Source organism: Modestobacter sp. VKM Ac-2978 (genome assembly GCF_026968025.1).
Classification (GTDB): Bacteria; Actinomycetota; Actinomycetes; order Mycobacteriales; family Geodermatophilaceae; genus Modestobacter.
Genome location: NZ_JAPVBP010000004.1, coordinates 312,453 through 329,803 on the forward strand (window position 1 = coordinate 312,453; position 17,351 = coordinate 329,803).

Genomic DNA, 17,351 nt, shown 5'->3' on the forward strand with positions numbered 1-17,351 from the left:
AGGCACAGTCAAGCGGGCCCGCCCGTGCGGGGGCCGGGGATCAGTCGGCGAGCAGTTGGTCGCGGACCTCGCGGCGGAGGACCTTGCCGATCTGCGAGCGGGGCAGGTCCTCGACCGCCACGATCCGTCGCGGCACCTTGTAGCCGGCCAGGGACGCACGGGTGGACTCCCGGACGGCGTCCAGGTCCAGTTCACGCTCCAGCACCACCGCGGCGACGACGTCCTCCCCGTTCTTGCCGGGCAGGCCGACGACGGCGGCGTCGGTGATGCCGTCGACTGCCTTCAGCACGTCCTCGACCTCGGAGGGGTAGACATTGAAGCCACCGGTGATGATCAGTTCCTTGATCCGGTCGACGATCCGGACGAACCCGTCGTCGTCCACCTCGACCACGTCGCCGGTGCGCAGCCAGCCGCCGGGCAGCAGCACGGCGGCGGTCTCCTCCGGCCGGTTCCAGTAGCCGGAGAACACCTGCGGGCCCTGCACCAGCAGCTCGCCGCGCTCCCCCGGCGCCCGGTCGACGGTCGGGTCCTCCGGGTCGACCACCCGCATCCGGGTCGACGGGAACGGCAGCCCGACGGTGCCGGGGCGCCGGGTGGGCCCCACCGGGTTGCCGATCACGATGGGCGAGGCCTCGGTCATCCCGTAGCCCTCCACGACCAACCCACCGGTCACCCGCTCCCACAGCTCGGCGGTCTCCAGCGGCAGTGGCATCGCCCCGGAGATCGCCACCCGGGTGCCGGACAGGTCGACGCCCCGTTCCTCGGCCGCGGCGGCCAGCCGCTGGTACATCGGCGGCACGCCGGGGAAGAACGTCGGCGGCCGCTTCTTCGCCGCGGCCAGCACCTGGTCGACGTCGAAGCGCGGGAACAGCACCAGCACCGCCCCCAGCCGCACGGCCGCGGCCAGGCAGAGCAGCACGCCGTAGGCGTGGAACATCGGGAGGACGCCGTAGAGGACCTCCTCACCCGCCCGCAACTGGGGCACCCAGGCGAGGGACTGGGTGACGTTGGCGACCAGGTTCCGGTGGGTGAGGACAGCGGCCTTCGGGCTGCCGGTGGTACCGCCGGTGTACTGCAGCAGCGCCACGTTCTCGTGCGCCGGACCGGGGTGGGCGTCGTCCAGCAGGGGCGCCTCGGCCACCACGGCGTCCCAGGACGTCGTCCCGGGGGCCGGCTTGGTCATCGCCGCCCGGGTGGCCCGGGCCTTGGGCACCGGCAGCCGCAGCGCCAGCCGCTTGACCAGCGGCAGCGCCCGGCTCAGGTCGACCGCGAGCACCTCGCGCAGCTCCGGGGCGTCCAGCTGCTGGACGACGGGGGCGACGACGTTCCAGACCACCGCGATGGCGGCCCCGTGGTCGCGGAACTGGGAGCCGAGCTCCTCCGGCGTGTACAGCGGGTTGTGCTCGACGACCATCGCACCCAGCCGCAGGACGGCGTTGAACGCGACCACGTGCTGCGGGCAGTTGGGCAGCACCAGGGCCACCCGGTCACCCGGCCGCACCCCCAGGTCGTGCAGCACCGTCGCGGCCCGGGCGACGGCGTCCCGGAGCTCGGCGTAGCTGGTCGTGGCGCCGAAGAACTCCAGCGCCGGCCGGTCGGGGAACCGCTGCGCCGCCGCGGTCAGCAGGTCCGGCACGGTCTCCCGGGGGATGTCGACCTCGGCCGGCACGCCCTCGGCGTAGCTCCGGGTCCAGGCCGGTGCCTCCGGCGTCCCGCGGTCCGGCTCGGTGACCATGTGCTCCTCGTTCGCGACGGCGCACCCGGGGTCGGCGGCGGGCCGTCCGTCCCGCTGACCGCCGCGGGTGCCCGGCGGTCAGCGGGAGGGTGTCAGAGCGGCTGGACGGAGTCGGCCTGCATGCCGCGGTCGCCGGCGCTGGCGGTGTACTCGACCCGCTGGCCCTCGTTCAGGCTGCGGTAGCCGCCGTCGTCGGCGATCGCGGAGAAGTGCACGAACACGTCGTCCCCGCCCTCGTCGGGCTCGATGAACCCGAAGCCCTTCTCGGCGTTGAAGAACCGCACGGTGCCCTGGCCGCCGGCACCGCCGCCGCGGGGAGCCCGCGGAGCGCGCGCACTGCGGTCGTCCCGGCGGGGCCGGTCGTCGCGTCGGTCGTCGTACCGGGCCGGCGGACGCCCGCCGCCCGACGGGCGGACCGAGTCGGCCTGCATGCCGCGCTGGCCGGGGCTGGCGGTGTACTCGACCCGCTGACCCTCGTCCAGGCTGCGGTAACCGCCGTCGTCCTCGATGGCGGAGAAGTGCACGAACACGTCGTCCCCGCCCTCGTCGGGCTCGATGAACCCGAAGCCCTTCTCGGCGTTGAAGAAGCGCACCGTGCCCTCGGAGCCGCCACGCCCGCCGCGCGGGGCGGGTGCGTCCCGGCGGCCGCGCTCCTCGCGCTGGGGCGGCCGGCCACCGCCGAGCGGCTGCACGGAGTCGGCCTGCATGCCGCGCTGGCCGGGGCTGGCGGTGTATTCGACCCGCTGGCCCTCGTCCAAGCTGCGGTAGCCACCGTCGTCGGCGATGGCGGAGAAGTGCACGAACACGTCGTCCCCGCCCTCGTCGGGCTCGATGAACCCGAAGCCCTTCTCGGCGTTGAACCAGCGCACGGTGCCCTCGGACCCGCCCCCGCCACTGCCGGGGGCCCGCGGTGCGCGGACCTGCCGGGGGTCGTCGCGGTGCCCGCGCTCCTCACGGGCGGGCCGGCCACCGCCGCCGCCCAGCGGCTGGATCGAGTCGGCCTGCATGCCCCGGTCGCCGGAGCTGGCGGTGTACTCGACCCGCTGACCCTCGTCGAGGCTGCGGAAGCCGCCGTCGTCGGCGATCGCGGAGAAGTGCGCGAACACGTCCTGCCCACCGTCGTCGGGCTCGATGAACCCGAAGCCCTTCTCGGCGTTGAACCACTTGACCGTGCCCTGCGGCATCCTCTAGCTCCTGCACATCTCGACGTCCCACCTGGTACCTACCTGTACCAGGGTCCTCCAGCCTGCCTGCTCTGACGACCCGACCTCCTCACCGGGGTGCCGAGCGGCTTCGCCGGGCGGTCAGCCGCCGGCCCGGCCGAGCCTCTCGACGGCCTCGCCGGCGATCTCCGGCGGCACGGTGTGCGGCCCGTCGAACTCACGGTAGGTCACCGTGTAGCCGTCCTCCTGCAGCGCCGGCACGATCCGCCGGCTGGTCCGCTCCACCGGCAGCACCTCGTCCGCCACTCCGTGGGAGACGAAGATCGCGGGCCGGCCGGTACGAGGTGCCGGCGGGACGAAGCCCGGCGAGAAGGCGACCACGGAGCTGAACAGGTCGCCGTTGGCCAGCCCCAGGCCGAGTGCGTAGGAGGCACCGTCGGAGAACCCGGCGACCGCGATCCGCCCGGGGTCGACCGGCAGCAGCCCGAACACCTCGCGCAGCGCGCGGTCGATCAGCTCGACGTCGGGGCCCCAGTCGCTCCTGATCGCGTCCCACGTGCTCCCGCGGGAGGCCGGGGACAGCAGGAGCAGACCGTGCTCGTCGGCGAGGCCGCGGAGCAGGGCCAGCCCGCCCTCGGCGTCCCCACCCGCGCCGTGCAGCGTGACCAGGAGCGGTGCCGGCCCCTCCGCGGGCAGGGTCGGGGGCACGTACAGCAGAGCGTCCCGGTCGTCGGCCAGGCCCAGCGGGTGGGTGCCGGGGGCCGGCGGAGGCCCGGTCGGCGAGACGCTGCCCGGACGCACGGTCAGGACGGCGGGGTCCGGTCCCCCCTCCCCGCCCTCCGGCGCGGCCCCACCGCCGCCTGGGTCGGGCCCGCCGCAGGCCGCCAGCAGGGCAGCCCCGGTCAGCTGGCCGCAGGCGGCGAGGAACGCTCGACGGGTGGGCACGGCACGCAGGTACCCGGGATCAGCCCGGGCACCACCGACTCAGCTCCGGCGGTCGGCGATGAACCGGAACCGGTCGCGGGTGGCGGCGACCTCGGCGGCGTCGACGTCGGCCAGCACGATCGTCTCCACCCCGGAGGCGGTGGCCAGCAACTCGCCCATCGGGCTGATGACCCGGCTGTCCCCGGCGTGCTCGGTGCCGTCGCCGGCCGTGCCGACCCGGTTGCAGCCGACCACGTACGCCTGGTTCTCGATCGCCCGGGCCTGCAGCAGGGCCGACCAGTGGTGCCGGCGCGGGCTGGGCCAGTTCGCCGGCACCAGGTAGACGTCGGTCTCCGGGGCGGCGGCCCAGAACACGTCGGCGAAGCGCAGGTCGTAGCAGATAAACGGGGTGATCCGCAGGCCGCCGACCTCGACGGTGACCGGGCCGGTGCCGGACCGGAACCGGGTCCGCTCGTCGGCGAAGGGGTGCAGCTTGCGGTAGCGGTGGGTGGTGCCGTCCGGGCCGGCGAGCACGAACGTGTTGTAGGGCAGCTCGCCCTCGACGTCGGTCTCCGGGCAGGTGCCGGCCACCCAGACGCCGTGCTCGGCGGCCTGCGCGGCGAGGAACTCCGACGACGGCCCACCTTCCGGCTCGCCGATCCCCGGGGTCATAGAGAAGCCGGTGGAGAACGTCTCGGTGAGCAGCACCAGCTCCGCCCCGGCACCGACCGCGCGGGCCACCTGCGGGGCCAGCCGCGCGAAGTTCGCGTCCCGGTCCTCCCAGACGATGTCGTGCTGCACCGCCGCGATCCTCATGTGAGCCCCCTCAACCGCTGCGCCGCCTCGGCCAGCACCTCGTCCCGCTTGCAGAACGCGAACCGCACCAGGTGCCGTCCGAGCTCCGCGTGTTCCGGTGCGTAGAAGACCACGGTCGGGACGGCGACCACACCGGCGCGCCCGGGCAGTGCCCGGCAGAAGGCGATGCCGTCGCCGTCGGGCTGCCGCGGGCGGACGTCGACGGTGGCGAAGTAGGTGGCCTCGGGGCGCACCACCGGCAGCCCAGCGTCGGCCAGCCCGGCCACCAGCAGGTCCCGGCGGCGCTGGAGCTCGGCAGCCGCCCCGGTGAAGTAGGCGTCGGGCAACCGGAGCCCGGCGGCGATCGCCGGCTGGAACGGCCCGCCGTTGACGAAGGTGAGGTACTGCTTCGCGGTGCGGACCGCGGACACCAGGGCCGCCGGGCCGCAGACCCAGCCGGTCTTCCAGCCGGTGGTGTTGAACGTCTTGCCGCCGCTGCTGACCACCAGCGTGCGCTCGCGCATGCCGGGCAGGGTGGCGATCGAGACGTGCTCGGCGCCGGCGAACACCAGGTGCTCGTAGACCTCGTCGGTGAGCACCAGCAGGTCGGCGGCGTCGGCCACCTCGACCAGCACCGCCAGTTCGGCCCGGGTGAACACCTTCCCGGTTGGGTTGTGCGGGGTGTTGAGCAGCAGCAGCCGGGACCGCGGGGTGACCGCCGCGCGCAGCTCGGCCTCGTCGAAGGTCCACGAGCCGGTGGCGACCTCGCCGGAGGAGGCCGGCGGCGGGCGGAGCGGCACCGGGCGGAGCACCCCGCCGGCCATGGCGACCGCGGCCGCGTAGCTGTCGTACATCGGCTCGAAGAGCACCACCTCGTCGCCGGGCTCGAGCAGCCCGAGCAACGCGGCGGTCAGCGCCTCGGTCGCCCCGGCGGTGACCAGCACCTCGTTGGCCGGGTCGTAGGTCAGGTCGCGGAACCGCTGCTGGTGCTCGGCGATCGCGGCCCGCAGGTCGGGCTGCCCGGGGCCCGGCGGGTACTGGTCGTGCCCGGTGCCGATCGCCGCCCGGGCGACGTCGAGCACCTCCGCCGGGCCCGGCTCGTCGGGGAAGCCCTGGCCCAGGTTGATCGCACCAGTGGCGACGGCCAGCGCGCTCATCTCGGCGAAGACCGTCGTCCCGAAGCCCTGCAGCCGGGAGGCGAGGTACGGCGCGGAGGTCACCGGCTCATCCTGCCGTGCTCATCCTGTTGTGGTCGCCATCCGCCGCAGCACCTCGGCGAGCGGGGTGGCCGGGCGCCCCAGCAGGTCCGGGACGGCGGTGCTGATGGCGGCCATCTCCCCCGCGGCGATCGCTGTGTACGTGGAGACCCAGGCGTCGACCAGCCAGCGGGGCGCCTCGTAGGAGGCCCGCGAGGCGTACGCCTCCTCGACCGTCTCCTCCTGGTACCGCGCCGGCCGGCCGGTGACGGCGGCGATCGTCTCGGCGACCTCGGTGAGGGTCAGCGCTGCCGGGCCGGTCAGGTCGTAGCTCGCCCCGGCGTGCGGCGCCGGGTCCTGCAGCACGAGCGCGGCGACGGCGGCGATGTCGTCGATCGCCACGACCGACGCCCGGCCCTCACCGGCGGGTCCGCGGAGCACGCCGTCCTCGCCGACCATCTCCGGCATGTCGTCGGCGTAGAGCCCGTCGCGGAGGAACGTCGTGGTCACGCCCAGGGCCCGGGCGTGCTGCTCGGTCGCCCAGTGGTCGCGGGCCAGGAGAAACGTCGCGTCCGGTGCGGCGCCGAGGAAGGACACGTAGACCAGGTGCCCGACGCCGGCGTCGGCCGCCGCGTCGAGGAAGCTGCGGTGCTGCTCGACGCGGTCGGCGGACTCACTCCCCGACACCATCAGCACCGTGTCGACACCGGTCAGCGCCTCGCGCACGGCCGGCCGGTCGGCGTAGGGCGCGACCGCCACGGTGGTGCCGGGCAGCTGCGGGGCGCGCGCCGGGTCGCGGACCAGCAGCCGCTGGCGCACCCCGGCGTCGGCGAGCAGCCGGGCAACCCGGCCACCGAGCCGCCCGGTCGACCCGGTCACGGCGAGGGGCGGGAGCTCCGAGTCGGTCACCGGCCGATCCTCGCCGATGGCCGCCGGTGCCGCCCACCCGACGACCATCGGCCCGGGACTCGCCGTGCAGGGAGCGCATGTTTGCAGCCTCTGCACTTTTCCTGTCATGCTCTCGACGTGACCACGGGCCTGCGCGAGCGCAAGAAGCAGGCCACCCGCGCGGCGCTGCACGAGTCGGCGCTGCGGCTGGTCGCCGAGCGCGGGCTGGACCGGGTGTCGGTCGACGACATCGCCGCCGACGCCGACGTCTCTCCCCGCACCTTCTTCAACTACTTCCCCTCCAAGGACGACGCGGTCATCGGCCTGGACCCGGAGCACCCACTCCGCCTGGCCGAGGCACTGTCCGCCCGGCCGGCGAGCGAGACGCCCGTCCAGGCGCTGCGCGCAGTGCAGGCGGCCGAGGCCGCGCGGATGGCCGCGGAGACCGAGCTGTGGCCACTGCGGCTGCAGGTCGTCGACGCGCACCCGGCGCTGGCCGCCCGGCTCACCGCCTCCTTCGCCCGGAGCGAGCAGGTGCTGGCCGAGTGGCTGGCCGCCCGCACCGGCACCCGGGCCGAGCTCGACGTCCAGCCCAGCCTGCTCGCCGCCGTCCAGGGCTCGGTGATGCGCAGCGCGCTGCACCGCTGGCGGGCCGGTGACTACACCGCCTCGCTGCCCGCCCTCGTCGCCGAGGGCTGGGACCAGGTCGAGGCCGGCTTCCCCGCCCCGCGCCACTGACCCGACCGACCCTCCCCCCGCACCACCCCTGAGGAGCTCCATGTCCAGCGCGCCCACCGCCGCGCCGCCCATCGTCCTGACCCGCCGGCGGATCAACACCATCTTCGGCGCGCTGCTGGCCGGCATGCTGATGGCCGCGCTGGACCAGACGATCATCTCGACCGCGATGCCGACGATCGTCGGCGAGCTCGGCGGCGTCTCGCACATGGCCTGGATGACCACCGCCTACCTGCTGGCGACCACCCTGGTCATGCCGGTCTACGGCAAGTTCGGCGACCTGTTCGGCCGCCGCACGCTGTTCCTGGTCGCCATCGGGCTGTTCACCGCCGCGAGCCTGGGGGCCGCGCTGGCCCCGGACTTCGGCTGGCTGGTGTTCTGGCGCGGCGTGCAGGGCCTCGGCGGCGGTGGGCTGATGATCCTGTCGCAGGCGATCATCGCCGACATCGTGCCGGCCCGGGAGCGGGCGAAGTACATGGGCCCGATCGGTGCGCTGTTCGGGCTCTCCGCCGTGGCTGGGCCGCTGGTCGGCGGGTTCTTCACCGACTCGGCGGCACTGGGCTGGCGCTGGTGCTTCTGGGTCAACGTCCCGATCGGGCTGGCGGCCTTCGCCGTCGGCTGGGCCGCCCTCACCCTGCCGCGCAAGCGGAACACCACACCGTTGGACCTCGCCGGCATCCTCACCCTGTCGATCGCCACCACGTCGCTGGTGCTCGCCACCGACATCGGCGGCAGCGAGGGCTGGGGCTCCTGGCAGGTGCTGGCGCTGCTGGGCGTGCTCGCCTGCTCGATCGCGGCGTTCGTGCTGGTGGAGCGGCGGGCGGTCGAGCCGATCGTCCCGTTGACGCTGTTCGGCAACCCCACGTTCGTGGTGGCCACCGCGCTGGGCATGGCGGTGGGCCTGGGCATGTTCTCCGCGATCGCTTTCATGCCCACCTACCTGCAGATGAGCTCGGGCCTGTCGGCGGCGAACTCCGGCCTGCTCATGCTGCCGATGACCGCCGGGATCATCCTGACCATCCAGAGCTCGGCCGCGGTCATCATGCGCACCGGCCGCTACAAGGTGTTCACGGTCGCCGGGGTCGCGCTGATCCTGGCCGCGATGCTCTGGATGACCACGCTGGCCGGGGACACCGCGCTGTGGACCGTCGGCGCGATGTTCTTCCTGCTCGGCGCCGGGCTCGGGCTGATCATGCAGAACGTCGTCCTGGCCGCGCAGAACGCGGTCCCGGCGGCGCAGATCGGCACCGCCACCTCGACGAACAACTACTTCCGCGAGGTGGGCGCGGTGCTGGGCGTCGCCGTCTTCGGCACGCTGTTCACCAGCCGGCTGGGCGACCGGCTCGGCGAGGCCCTGGCCGGCAACCCCGAGCAGGCGGTGCAGGCGGGGATCACCTCCCCGGACACGCTGGTGCCGACGGCGGTCGAGGCCGCGGGTGAGCCGCTGCGCACCGCGATCGTGGACGCCTACGCCGACGCCCTGGCGCCGGTGTTCTGGTACCTGGTGCCGATCCTCGTCCTCGCGCTGCTGCTGGCCCTGGCGCTGCGCGAGGTGCCGCTGTCCGACGTCGCCGGGATGGTCGCCCGCGGCGAGGCGGTGTCGTCGGAGGAGGAGCTGGCCGCCCTGCGCACCGACCCCGGGACCGCCGAGCCCGTCCTGGTGGTCGAGCAGGGCGGCAGCCAGGACGACGACGCGTCACGCCGCGCCCAGGGCGCTTCTCACGTGGAGGCCTGACCGATGAACCACCCCCGCATCCGCGTCGTCGTCGACAACGACTTCAGCGGCGACCCCGACGGCCTCGTCCAGCTCGCACACCACGCGCTCTCACCGTCGGTCGACCTGCGGCTGGTCATCGGTTCGCACCTGCGGCCCGGTGACCACTTCGACCCCTCGGACACCACCGCCGACAACGCCGCCGAGCTCGCCCGCGAGGTGCTCGCGCTGGCCGGTCGCCCCGACGTCCCCGTCCTCGCCGGGTCCAACGTCGGTCTGACCGACCGGGTGACGCCGATCCGGTCCGCCGCCGCCAAGGCGCTGGTCGCCGAGGCCATGCGCACCGACGTCGACAGCCCGCTGTACGTCTGCGCAGGTGCCGGACTCACCGAGGTCGCCAGTGCCTGGCTGATCGAGCCTCGGATCGCCGAGCGGCTCACGCTGGTCTGGATCGGCGGGCCCGAACACCCCGGCCTGGCCGAGCCGCCAGCGGGCGCGATGCCGATCGAGTACAACCTGCTCATCGACGTGCTGGCCGGATCGGTCGTGTTCGGCGACTCCGCCGTCCCGATCTGGCAGGTGCCGCGCGACGCCTACCGGCAGACGCTGGCCACCTTCGCCGAGCTGCAGCTGCGGATGGCCGAGCAGGGGCCGCTGGGTGCGCGGCTGTTCGACGCGCTGGACGGCCTCCGTACGGAGGCCATCCAGCACGGCTTCAACCTCGGCGAGACCTACATCCTCGGCGACAGCCCGCTGGTGCTGCTCACCGCGCTGCAGTCGGCGTTCGAGCCGGACCCCTCCTCGAGTCGGCACGTCGTCCGGGACACACCGGGGATCTCTGCGGACGGGCAGTACACCGACGTTCCCGGTGCGCGGCCGATGCGCGTCTACACCCACCTCGACTGCCGGCTGATGATCGAGGACCTGTTCGCCAAGGTGCAGCTGCACGCCCGAGCCGAGGGGAGCTCCTGACCGGTCAGGGCGTCAGCAGGGCCTTGACCGCGCGGCGCTCGTCCATCGCCCGGTAGCCCTCGGCGGCCTGGTCCAGGGGCAGGGTCAGGTCGAACACCCGTCCCGGGTCGATCGCCCCGGACCAGACCCGGTCGATCAGGTCGGGCAGGAAGCGGCGCACCGGGGCGGGGCCGCCGTGCAGCCGCACCATCGTGGAGAACAACTGCCGCCCGGTGATCTCCACGCCGTGCGGGACGCCGACGAACCCGACGCCGCCACCGGGGCGGGTGGAGCGGATCGCCTGGTCCATCGACTCAGCGGTGCCCACGCACTCCAGGACGGCGTCGGCCCCCACCCCGTCGGTGAGGTCCCGGATCCGCGCCACCCCCTCGTCGCCGCGCTCGGTCACGATGTCGGTGGCACCGAACCCGGTGGCCAGCCGCTGCCGCGGTTCGTGCCGGCTCATGGCGATGATCCGCTCGGCCCCCAGCTGGGCGGCCGAGAGGACGCCGAGCAGGCCGACGGCGCCGTCCCCCACCACCGCCACGGTCATCCCCGGCTGCACCCCGGCGGCGACGGCGGCGAACCAGCCGGTGGCCATGACGTCGGACAGGGTGAGCAGGCTCGGCAGCAGCTCGGGGGCGGGGACCTCGGGCGTGGCGACCAGGGTGCCGTCGGCGTGCGGCACCCGCAGCAGCTCGGCCTGGGCGCCGGTGATCCCCACCCGGTTCACGCAGGCGCTCTGGTAGCCGGCCCGGCAGTGCGCGCAGGTCCCGTCCGAGGCGATGAACGGCACGATGACGAACTGACCCGGCCGGACCGTCGTGACGTCGCTGCCGACCTGCTCGACGATCCCGCAGTACTCGTGGCCGATCGGGGACGGCTCGGTCACCTCGTTGATGCCGCGGTAGGGCCACAGGTCCGAGCCGCACACGCAGGTGGCGGAGGCCCGGACCACGGCGTCGGTGGGCTCCACGACCCGCGGGTCCTCGAGCTGCTCGACGCGGACGTCGCCGGGGGCGTGCAGGACTGCTCCGCGCATGGGGGCGGTGTTCCTCTCGGGGTTCGGGTCGGACCCGTCCTCCTTGCCCGCCCCCGCCGGGACGAACCGCCGGTCAGCCCGCGCGGTCGGGCGACAGCTGTTCGACCAGCAGGTCGGCGACGGCCCGCATGCCGGCCGCGTTCGGGTGGTACGGCGCGACCCCGCCGCCCAGCAGGTCACCGAACACCCAGCCGGTGACCCACGGCTCAGCCGAGCCGACGGCGTGGTCGCGGGAGATCGCCGAGGCCGCCACGAGCTCGGCCCCGCTGTCGCGCGTGGCCGCCGCGGTGGCCACCTCCAGCCGCCGGCCGACGTCGGCGCAGAGCCGGCGGTGCTCCTCGCTCATCGGGAAGGCGGGCGTGTCCTCGGCCGGCACCACGGTCAGGTAGTCGACGAGCACCACCCTCGCCCGGGGCGCCCGCCGGCGGACCTCCTCGACCAGCCGGGCCAGCCGGTCCGGCAGCGCGGCCAGGGCCGTGCTCACCGCCCCGGGGTCGACCGGGGTGCCGAAGAACGCCCGGGCCGGCAGCGGCGTGCCCTCCGGGTCGGCCTGGAAGGAGCAGCGCAGCAGGGTGAGCAGGTACTCGACGTCGTTGCCGCCGACGGTGACGGTCACCAGGTCGGTGTCCGGGCCGACGGCGTCGATCTGCGGCGGCACCGTCCCGCCGATCAGCAGCGCCTGCGGCCGGGTGAGGACGTCGTCGATCGTGGCCCCGCCGGAGGTGACGTCGACCAGGTCGTACCCGAGCCGCTCGGCGGTCAGCTGCGCGTAGTTCCGACCGGACCGTGCGCACCCGGGGTGCAGGATCGGTTCGATGCCGGGGCCGGCGGCGAAGGAGCTGCCCAGGGCGACGTAGCGGGTCACCGGGCGACCCGGGCCGCCGCCATGAGCCGCTCGAGCTCCTCGGCGGGGATCGCACCACCGAAGTCCGCGGCGAACCGGCGCATCGGCATGGACCCGATCATCTGCAGCATCCCGGCGTGCATCTCACCGGCGCCCTCGGGCATCGTCGCCAGGAAGCCCTCCAGCAGCTGCGGGCCGGCGACCGGGTGCTCGAACCACTCGGCGACCGACGACTGCAGGGTCAGCTCCCGCACGACGACGTCCCCGGTGAGGTCGATCGTCCGCTCGTCGACGACGTCGGTGGCGCTGCGGCCGATCTGCACGGCGTGCTCCCCCGGCGCGACGACCCAGGCGTGCTCCCGGACGTCCCAGTAGGCGAACGCCCGGCGGTCCAGCTCGAACGCCACCGTCGTCGACTCCCCCGCCGCCAGCGAGACCTTCGTGAAGGCACGCAGCTCGCGGGCCGGCCGCCGCACCGGTCCGGCGGTGGTCGCGACGTAGACCTGCACGACGTGCCGGCCGGCCCGCGCGCCGGTGTTGGTCACCGTCAGGGTCACCGTGGCCGCGTCGTCGCCGACGGTCCGCACCTCCAGGTCGCTGGTGGTGAACGTCGTGTAGCTCAGCCCGTGGCCGAACGGGTACCGCACCGGGCGGTCGACAGTGACGAACTGGCGGTAGCCGACCATCACGCCCTCGGCGTAGCGGACGTGGCCCTGCTCCCCGGGGAAGTCGAGGAAGCTGGGGGTGTCCGCCAGCCGCAGCGGGATCGTCTCGGCCAGCCGGCCCGACGGGTCGGCGGCGCCGGTGAGCAGGTCGGCCAGCGCACTGCCGCCGCCCTGGCCGAGCAGGAAGCCGGCGAGCACGGCGTCGACGTCGTCGTGCCAGCCCTCCAGGGACACCACGCTGCCGGAGGAGAGGACGACGACCGTGCGGGCGCTGACCGCGGCCACCGCGCGGATCAGCTCCACCTGGGCCACGGGCAGGTCGAGGTGCGTGCGGTCGAAGCCCTCGGACTCGTCGCCCTCGGCCAGCCCGGCGAAGACCACGGTGACGTCGGCGTCCCGGGCCAGGCCGACGGCCTCGTCCCGCAGCGCGGCGGCGTCCCCGGAGCCGTCGAGGGTGAAGCCGGGGGCGAAGTCCACGCTGTGCGTCACCTGCAGCGCAGTGAGCGCATCGTCGACCCGGGTGGCGTTGACGTGCGAGCTGCCGCCGCCCTGGAAGCGCGGCGTGCGGGCGAACTCGCCGACCACGGCGACCCGCTGCCCGGCGGCCAGCGGCAGTGCGCCGCCGTCGTTCTTCAGCAGCACCGCGCAGCCGGTCGCGAGCTCGCGGGCGAGCGCGTGGTGGGCGTCGGCATCGAAGCCGTCGGTCGGCTCGCCGACGTACCCGGCCAGCGCCGCCACCCGGCGGACGCTGCGGTCGACGACGGCCTCGTCCAGCCGCCCGCTGCGGACGGCCTCCACCACCAGGGCGTTGCCGGCGCCGTGGTCACCGGGCATCTGCAGGTCCAGGCCTGCCTCCAGGGCGGCCACCCGGTCGTCGACCGCGCCCCAGTCGGAGACGACGGCCCCGGTGAAGCCCCACTCCTCGCGCAGCACCTCGGTGAGCAGCCAGTGGTGCTGGGAGGCGTAGACCCCGTTCACCTTGTTGTAGGCGCACATCACCGTGGCCGGCTGGGCCTCGGTGACCACCCGCTCGAAGGCCGGCAGGTAGATCTCGCGCAGCGTGCGCTCGTCGACGTCGGCGCTGACCTGCATGCGCTGGGTCTCCTGGTTGTTGGCCGCGAAGTGCTTCACCGACGCACCCACGCCCGCCCCCTGCTGGCCGCGGACGTGCGCGGCCCCCAGCACCCCGGCCAGCAGCGGGTCCTCTGAGTAGTACTCGAAGTTGCGACCGCACAGCGGCGACCGCTTGATGTTCACCCCCGGCCCGAGGACGACGGGGACGCCGATCGCGCGCGCCTCCACCCCGATCGCCGCCCCGATCCGCTCGGCGGTCTCCGGGTCCCAGCTGGACCCCACGGCGACGGCCGGCGGGAAGCAGGTGGCCGGCACGCTCTCGATGAGGCCGATCTGGTCCAGGTCACCCACCTGCCGGCGCACCCCGTGCGGCCCGTCGGTCAGCACCACCGACGGCAGCCCGGCCGCCTCCACCGGCGGGGTGGACCAGAAGTCCTGGCCGGAGAGGAGGGCCGCCTTCTGCTCCAGCGGCAGCGCGGTCGGGTCGGACGGGATGGTGGCAGTCACTCCCCGATCCTGCCGACCGCCGGCCGCCCGCGTCGCCGCACATGCCATCCAGCGGGAGGGGATCAGTGCAGAGCGGCGTCCGCCGGCCCGGTCGTCCAGCGTCGGAAGCGGACGACGAGGCCGGCCCGGGTGGGGGCACAGCAGTACGGCCCGGCCTGCACCTCGGCGTCCGGCGGGAACCAGGCGACCCGGACCAGCCGGAACGGCTCGTCGTCCACCCGCGCCCGCACCGTGACCGCGTCGCCGGCCCGACTGGCCCGGACGGTGACCCGGCGGCCGGCCCAGTCCGGCACCGGCGCCACCGACCAGTCCGAGTGCCCGAGGGTGACGACGGCACCGAGCTGCGGCGACCCGTCGGAGAACTCGACGCCGGCCTTGAGCCAGGTCTCCGCGCCGGCCCGCAGCATCAGCCCGGCCTGGTCGAACTGCTGGTCGAAGTCGACGTCGATGGTCACCTCGACCGCGCCGTCCAGCGGCACCAGCAGCGCGTGGGCGTCGTCGTGGACGAAGCCGTAGGAGGTGTGCCGCCAGGCGTCGCTGCCCTCCGCGGCGGTGACCAGCAGGTCGGTGCCGTCCTCGGTGGCCGCGACCGGTGGCGTCGTCCACGTGCCCGCGCCCCAGGGCTGGACCCGGCTGCCGTCGTCCGTCATGCCGGCACGGTAGCCGCCCGTCGAGGCAGGTCCCGTCGCGTCAGCGGGCCTCGACGGTCACGGTGACCGGGTCGCAGCCGTCGGCCGTCGCGGTCACGGTGATGGTCCCCGCGCCGGTCGGGCGGACGACGGCGAGCGCCCGGCCGTCGAAGGTGGTGTGCACGTCGTCGCAGTAGGACTCCTCGGTCACCGGCGCGGCGCTGCCGAACCCGGCGAGCACGCCCGGACCCGCCACCGTCACGGTCACCTCGCGGTCGACGCCCAGCGCGACCGTGCCGGCGGCGTCGGTCAGCGCCAGGTCGACGAACGCCAGGTCGGTGTCCGCGGCCCGGACCACTGGCCGGTCGACGGCGGCGGACAGCTGCACCGGCCCGTCCGCCGAGCGCAGCGCGCACCGGCCGGTCTCCGCCCCGCCGGTGCGGGCGACCGCGGTCAGCTCGCCCGGGGCCCAGGGCACGGTGAACTCGGCGCAGAACCGGTGGGCCTCCCCCGCCGCCGCGGTGCCCAGCGAGCGGCCGTCCAGCAGCAGCTCGACGGTGTCGGCGTCGCTGTAGACCTCGACGGTGAGCGGGGTGCCCTCGGCGCCGGTGAAGCTCCAGCTGCCCACCGAGTCGGTCCACGCCCACGGCGGGGACACCGTCTCCCGGCCGGACCGTTCCGGCCGCTGGACGGCGAGGTAGGGGTCGGCGCGGAGCCCGAAGACGATCTCCCGGTAGTACGACGCCGGCCGGCGGTGCCCGGTCACGTCGATGTCACCGCACCAGGCGAGCAGCCACGGGAAGGGTCCGTTGAGCCCGCGGGCTCCCGGCTCCTCGGCGTCGGCGGTGCGTCCGATGCCCACCTCGCCCAGGTAGTCCCAGCCGGTCCAGGTGAAGTCACCGATGACGTGCGGGTGGTCCTGCACCAGCCGCCAGAGCCGGTCGATGTCGGTCGCGAAGGTCTCGCTCCCGACGACCACCCGGTTCGGGAAGACGTCGCGGTCGCTCTCGTACCGGGCGTCCATGTAGTTCAGCCCGGCGACGTCGAGCACGCCGAACGCCTCCGCGGTCCGCCGTCCGACGAGCTCGGACCGCGACAGCTCGCGCATGAAGCCACCCATGTCGGCGAGCATCGTGTTGATGCCGCCCTCAGCGTCCGCCAGGTCGGCCGTCGCCTCACCGATCACCGCCAGCATGCCGTTGACCCCGTTGGTCACCGGCCTGGTCGGGTCGAGGCGCCGGACCTCCTCGGCCAGGCGGCGGGACCACAGCGCGCCGTGCGGGGTGCCGAGCTCGGGGATCTCGTTGCCGATCGAGTACATGACCACGCTGGGGTGGTTGACGTCCTTGGCCACCATCGCGGCGACGTCGCGCTCCCACCACTCGGGGAAGTCCAGCGCGGCGTCGAAGTCGGACTTGCTCTCCGTCCACATGTCGGTCAGCTCGTCCATCACCAGGACGCCGAGCCGGTCGCAGGCCTCGAGCACAGCCCGGCTCATCGGGTTGTGCGCGCTGCGCAGGGCGTTGAACCCGGCGGCGCGCAGCAGCTCCACCCGGCGCTCGTCGGCCCGGTCGATCGCCGCCGCGCCGAGCACCCCGTTGTCGGAGTGGACGCACGCCCCACGCAGCAGCACGGGCTCGCCGTTGACCCGCAGGCCGCGGACCGGGTCGACGGAGAGGGTGCGGATGCCGGTGGTCACCGTCTCGGTGTCCAGCACGGCGTCCTCCTCGACCAGGGCGACCGTCGCAGTGTGCAGCGCCGGGGAGTCCGGCCCCCACAGCGCCGGGTCGCGGACGGCGAGCCGCTGCCGCACCACCGCCGGCTCCCCGGGGCGCACGCTGACCGGCACCCGGTCGGCGGCGACGACGGTGCCCTCGGCGTCGCGCAGCTCGGTGACCGCCTCGACGGTGGCCAACCGCAGCCGGTCGTTGACGACGGTGGTGGCCACCTCGACGACCGCCAGGTCGCGGTCGGCGTCCAGCGTGGTCACCCGGACGCCGTCCGGGGCGACGCGCAGCAGCGGGCCGGACAGCAGGTGCACCGGGCGGTGGATGCCGGCGCCGGCGTACCAGCGGGAGTCGGCGCCGGCGCGGCAGACCACGCGCACCTCGTTCTCCGCGCCGTACCGGAGATGGTCGTCCAGCGGCACGGTGAAGCCGGTGTACCCCGACGCCCAGTGCCCGGCGAGGCTGCCGTTCACGTAGACCATCGCCCGGCGGTAGACGCCCTCGAACTCCAGCAGCCAGCGCTGCTCCGCGGCGTCCGCGGGGACGTCGAACGTCCGCCGGTACTCGTACACGCCACCCGGGAAGTACCCCGACCCGGCACCGTGAGCGGCGTCGCGCGGCTGGGCCAGCGTCGCGTCGTGCGGCAGCGTGACCGGCTGCCAGGGTGCGGCGGCCCCGACCATCTCGGCGAAGGAGTTGGCGTGCGGCCGGACGTGCCAGCCGGTGGTGAACGGGGTGCGGCGCATGGCTGCCCTCTCGAGT

At 74.5% G+C, this 17,351-nt stretch carries 14 protein-coding genes; 3 read left to right on the forward strand and 11 right to left on the reverse strand.

Features of this window, described 5'->3' with window-relative positions; genetic code table 11:
- Nucleotides 1-40: 40 nt before the first annotated feature.
- From O2W53_RS12495 to O2W53_RS12535, 6 genes are all read right to left on the reverse strand, one after another.
- Complete coding sequence (locus O2W53_RS12495) at nucleotides 41-1,735, reverse strand: long-chain-fatty-acid--CoA ligase (RefSeq protein ID WP_269163362.1); 1,695 nt, start codon at nucleotides 1,733-1,735, stop codon at nucleotides 41-43.
- A 92-nt stretch (nucleotides 1,736-1,827) separates the two neighbouring features.
- On the reverse strand, nucleotides 1,828-2,919 hold the full coding sequence (locus O2W53_RS23920; protein ID WP_442929281.1) for a cold-shock protein: 1,092 nt from the start codon (nucleotides 2,917-2,919) through the stop codon (nucleotides 1,828-1,830).
- Nucleotides 2,920-3,039: 120 nt separating this feature from the next.
- Nucleotides 3,040-3,843 (reverse strand): alpha/beta hydrolase, encoded by an 804-nt coding sequence (locus O2W53_RS12520; RefSeq protein WP_269163363.1) that lies wholly within the window; start codon nucleotides 3,841-3,843, stop codon nucleotides 3,040-3,042.
- A 39-nt stretch (nucleotides 3,844-3,882) separates the two neighbouring features.
- The gene (locus O2W53_RS12525; RefSeq protein ID WP_269163364.1) at nucleotides 3,883-4,638 is read right to left on the reverse strand and encodes a nitrilase-related carbon-nitrogen hydrolase; all 756 of its coding nucleotides are present in this window, start codon (nucleotides 4,636-4,638) and stop codon (nucleotides 3,883-3,885) included.
- Complete coding sequence (locus O2W53_RS12530; RefSeq protein WP_269163365.1) at nucleotides 4,635-5,837, reverse strand: pyridoxal phosphate-dependent aminotransferase; 1,203 nt, start codon at nucleotides 5,835-5,837, stop codon at nucleotides 4,635-4,637. Before O2W53_RS12530 ends, O2W53_RS12525 begins: the two co-directional genes overlap by 4 nt.
- A gap of 18 nt (nucleotides 5,838-5,855) precedes the next feature.
- Nucleotides 5,856-6,722: an SDR family oxidoreductase gene (locus O2W53_RS12535; RefSeq protein ID WP_269163366.1), complete on the reverse strand. Its 867-nt coding sequence runs from the start codon at nucleotides 6,720-6,722 to the stop codon at nucleotides 5,856-5,858.
- A 117-nt stretch (nucleotides 6,723-6,839) separates the two neighbouring features.
- Between O2W53_RS12535 and O2W53_RS12540 the strand changes: the two genes are divergently transcribed.
- The 3 genes from O2W53_RS12540 to O2W53_RS12550 are packed head-to-tail and all read left to right on the forward strand — an operon-like array spanning nucleotide 6,840 to nucleotide 10,122.
- On the forward strand, nucleotides 6,840-7,439 hold the full coding sequence (locus O2W53_RS12540) for an acyl-CoA-like ligand-binding transcription factor (protein WP_269163367.1): 600 nt from the start codon (nucleotides 6,840-6,842) through the stop codon (nucleotides 7,437-7,439).
- A gap of 40 nt (nucleotides 7,440-7,479) precedes the next feature.
- Nucleotides 7,480-9,171: an MDR family MFS transporter gene (locus O2W53_RS12545; protein ID WP_269163368.1), complete on the forward strand. Its 1,692-nt coding sequence runs from the start codon at nucleotides 7,480-7,482 to the stop codon at nucleotides 9,169-9,171.
- 3 nt (nucleotides 9,172-9,174) lie between these two features.
- Complete coding sequence (locus tag O2W53_RS12550; RefSeq protein ID WP_269163369.1) at nucleotides 9,175-10,122, forward strand: nucleoside hydrolase; 948 nt, start codon at nucleotides 9,175-9,177, stop codon at nucleotides 10,120-10,122.
- Between the two features lie 4 nt (nucleotides 10,123-10,126).
- Here the strand turns inward: O2W53_RS12550 and O2W53_RS12555 are convergent, their stop codons facing one another.
- From O2W53_RS12555 to O2W53_RS12575, 5 genes are all read right to left on the reverse strand, one after another.
- The gene (locus O2W53_RS12555) at nucleotides 10,127-11,143 is read right to left on the reverse strand and encodes a zinc-dependent alcohol dehydrogenase family protein (protein WP_269163370.1); all 1,017 of its coding nucleotides are present in this window, start codon (nucleotides 11,141-11,143) and stop codon (nucleotides 10,127-10,129) included.
- A 73-nt stretch (nucleotides 11,144-11,216) separates the two neighbouring features.
- Complete coding sequence (locus O2W53_RS12560) at nucleotides 11,217-12,008, reverse strand: SGNH/GDSL hydrolase family protein (protein WP_269163371.1); 792 nt, start codon at nucleotides 12,006-12,008, stop codon at nucleotides 11,217-11,219.
- On the reverse strand, nucleotides 12,005-14,233 hold the full coding sequence (locus O2W53_RS12565) for a glycoside hydrolase family 3 C-terminal domain-containing protein (RefSeq protein ID WP_269163372.1): 2,229 nt from the start codon (nucleotides 14,231-14,233) through the stop codon (nucleotides 12,005-12,007). Before O2W53_RS12565 ends, O2W53_RS12560 begins: the two co-directional genes overlap by 4 nt.
- Nucleotides 14,234-14,295: 62 nt before the next feature.
- Nucleotides 14,296-14,883, reverse strand: a complete 588-nt coding sequence (locus O2W53_RS12570) for a DUF1349 domain-containing protein (protein ID WP_269163373.1) — start codon at nucleotides 14,881-14,883, stop codon at nucleotides 14,296-14,298.
- A 40-nt stretch (nucleotides 14,884-14,923) separates the two neighbouring features.
- Nucleotides 14,924-17,335, reverse strand: coding sequence for a glycoside hydrolase family 2 TIM barrel-domain containing protein (locus O2W53_RS12575; RefSeq protein WP_269163374.1), 2,412 nt, complete (start codon nucleotides 17,333-17,335; stop codon nucleotides 14,924-14,926).
- Between the last annotated feature and the right edge of the window lie 16 nt (nucleotides 17,336-17,351).

What these genes read in the sequence shown, in the direction of transcription:
- O2W53_RS12570 (WP_269163373.1), bottom strand. Translation starts at nt 14,883, where the DNA reads ATGACGGACGACGGCAGCCGGGTCCAGCCCTGGGGCGCGGGCACGTGG.
- O2W53_RS12575 (WP_269163374.1), bottom strand. Translation starts at nt 17,335, where the DNA reads ATGCGCCGCACCCCGTTCACCACCGGCTGGCACGTCCGGCCGCACGCC.
- O2W53_RS12545 (WP_269163368.1), top strand. Translation starts at nt 7,480, where the DNA reads ATGTCCAGCGCGCCCACCGCCGCGCCGCCCATCGTCCTGACCCGCCGG.
- O2W53_RS12495 (WP_269163362.1), bottom strand. Translation starts at nt 1,735, where the DNA reads ATGGTCACCGAGCCGGACCGCGGGACGCCGGAGGCACCGGCCTGGACC.
- O2W53_RS23920 (WP_442929281.1), bottom strand. Translation starts at nt 2,919, where the DNA reads ATGCCGCAGGGCACGGTCAAGTGGTTCAACGCCGAGAAGGGCTTCGGG.
- O2W53_RS12550 (WP_269163369.1), top strand. Translation starts at nt 9,175, where the DNA reads ATGAACCACCCCCGCATCCGCGTCGTCGTCGACAACGACTTCAGCGGC.
- O2W53_RS12555 (WP_269163370.1), bottom strand. Translation starts at nt 11,143, where the DNA reads ATGCGCGGAGCAGTCCTGCACGCCCCCGGCGACGTCCGCGTCGAGCAG.
- O2W53_RS12525 (WP_269163364.1), bottom strand. Translation starts at nt 4,638, where the DNA reads ATGAGGATCGCGGCGGTGCAGCACGACATCGTCTGGGAGGACCGGGAC.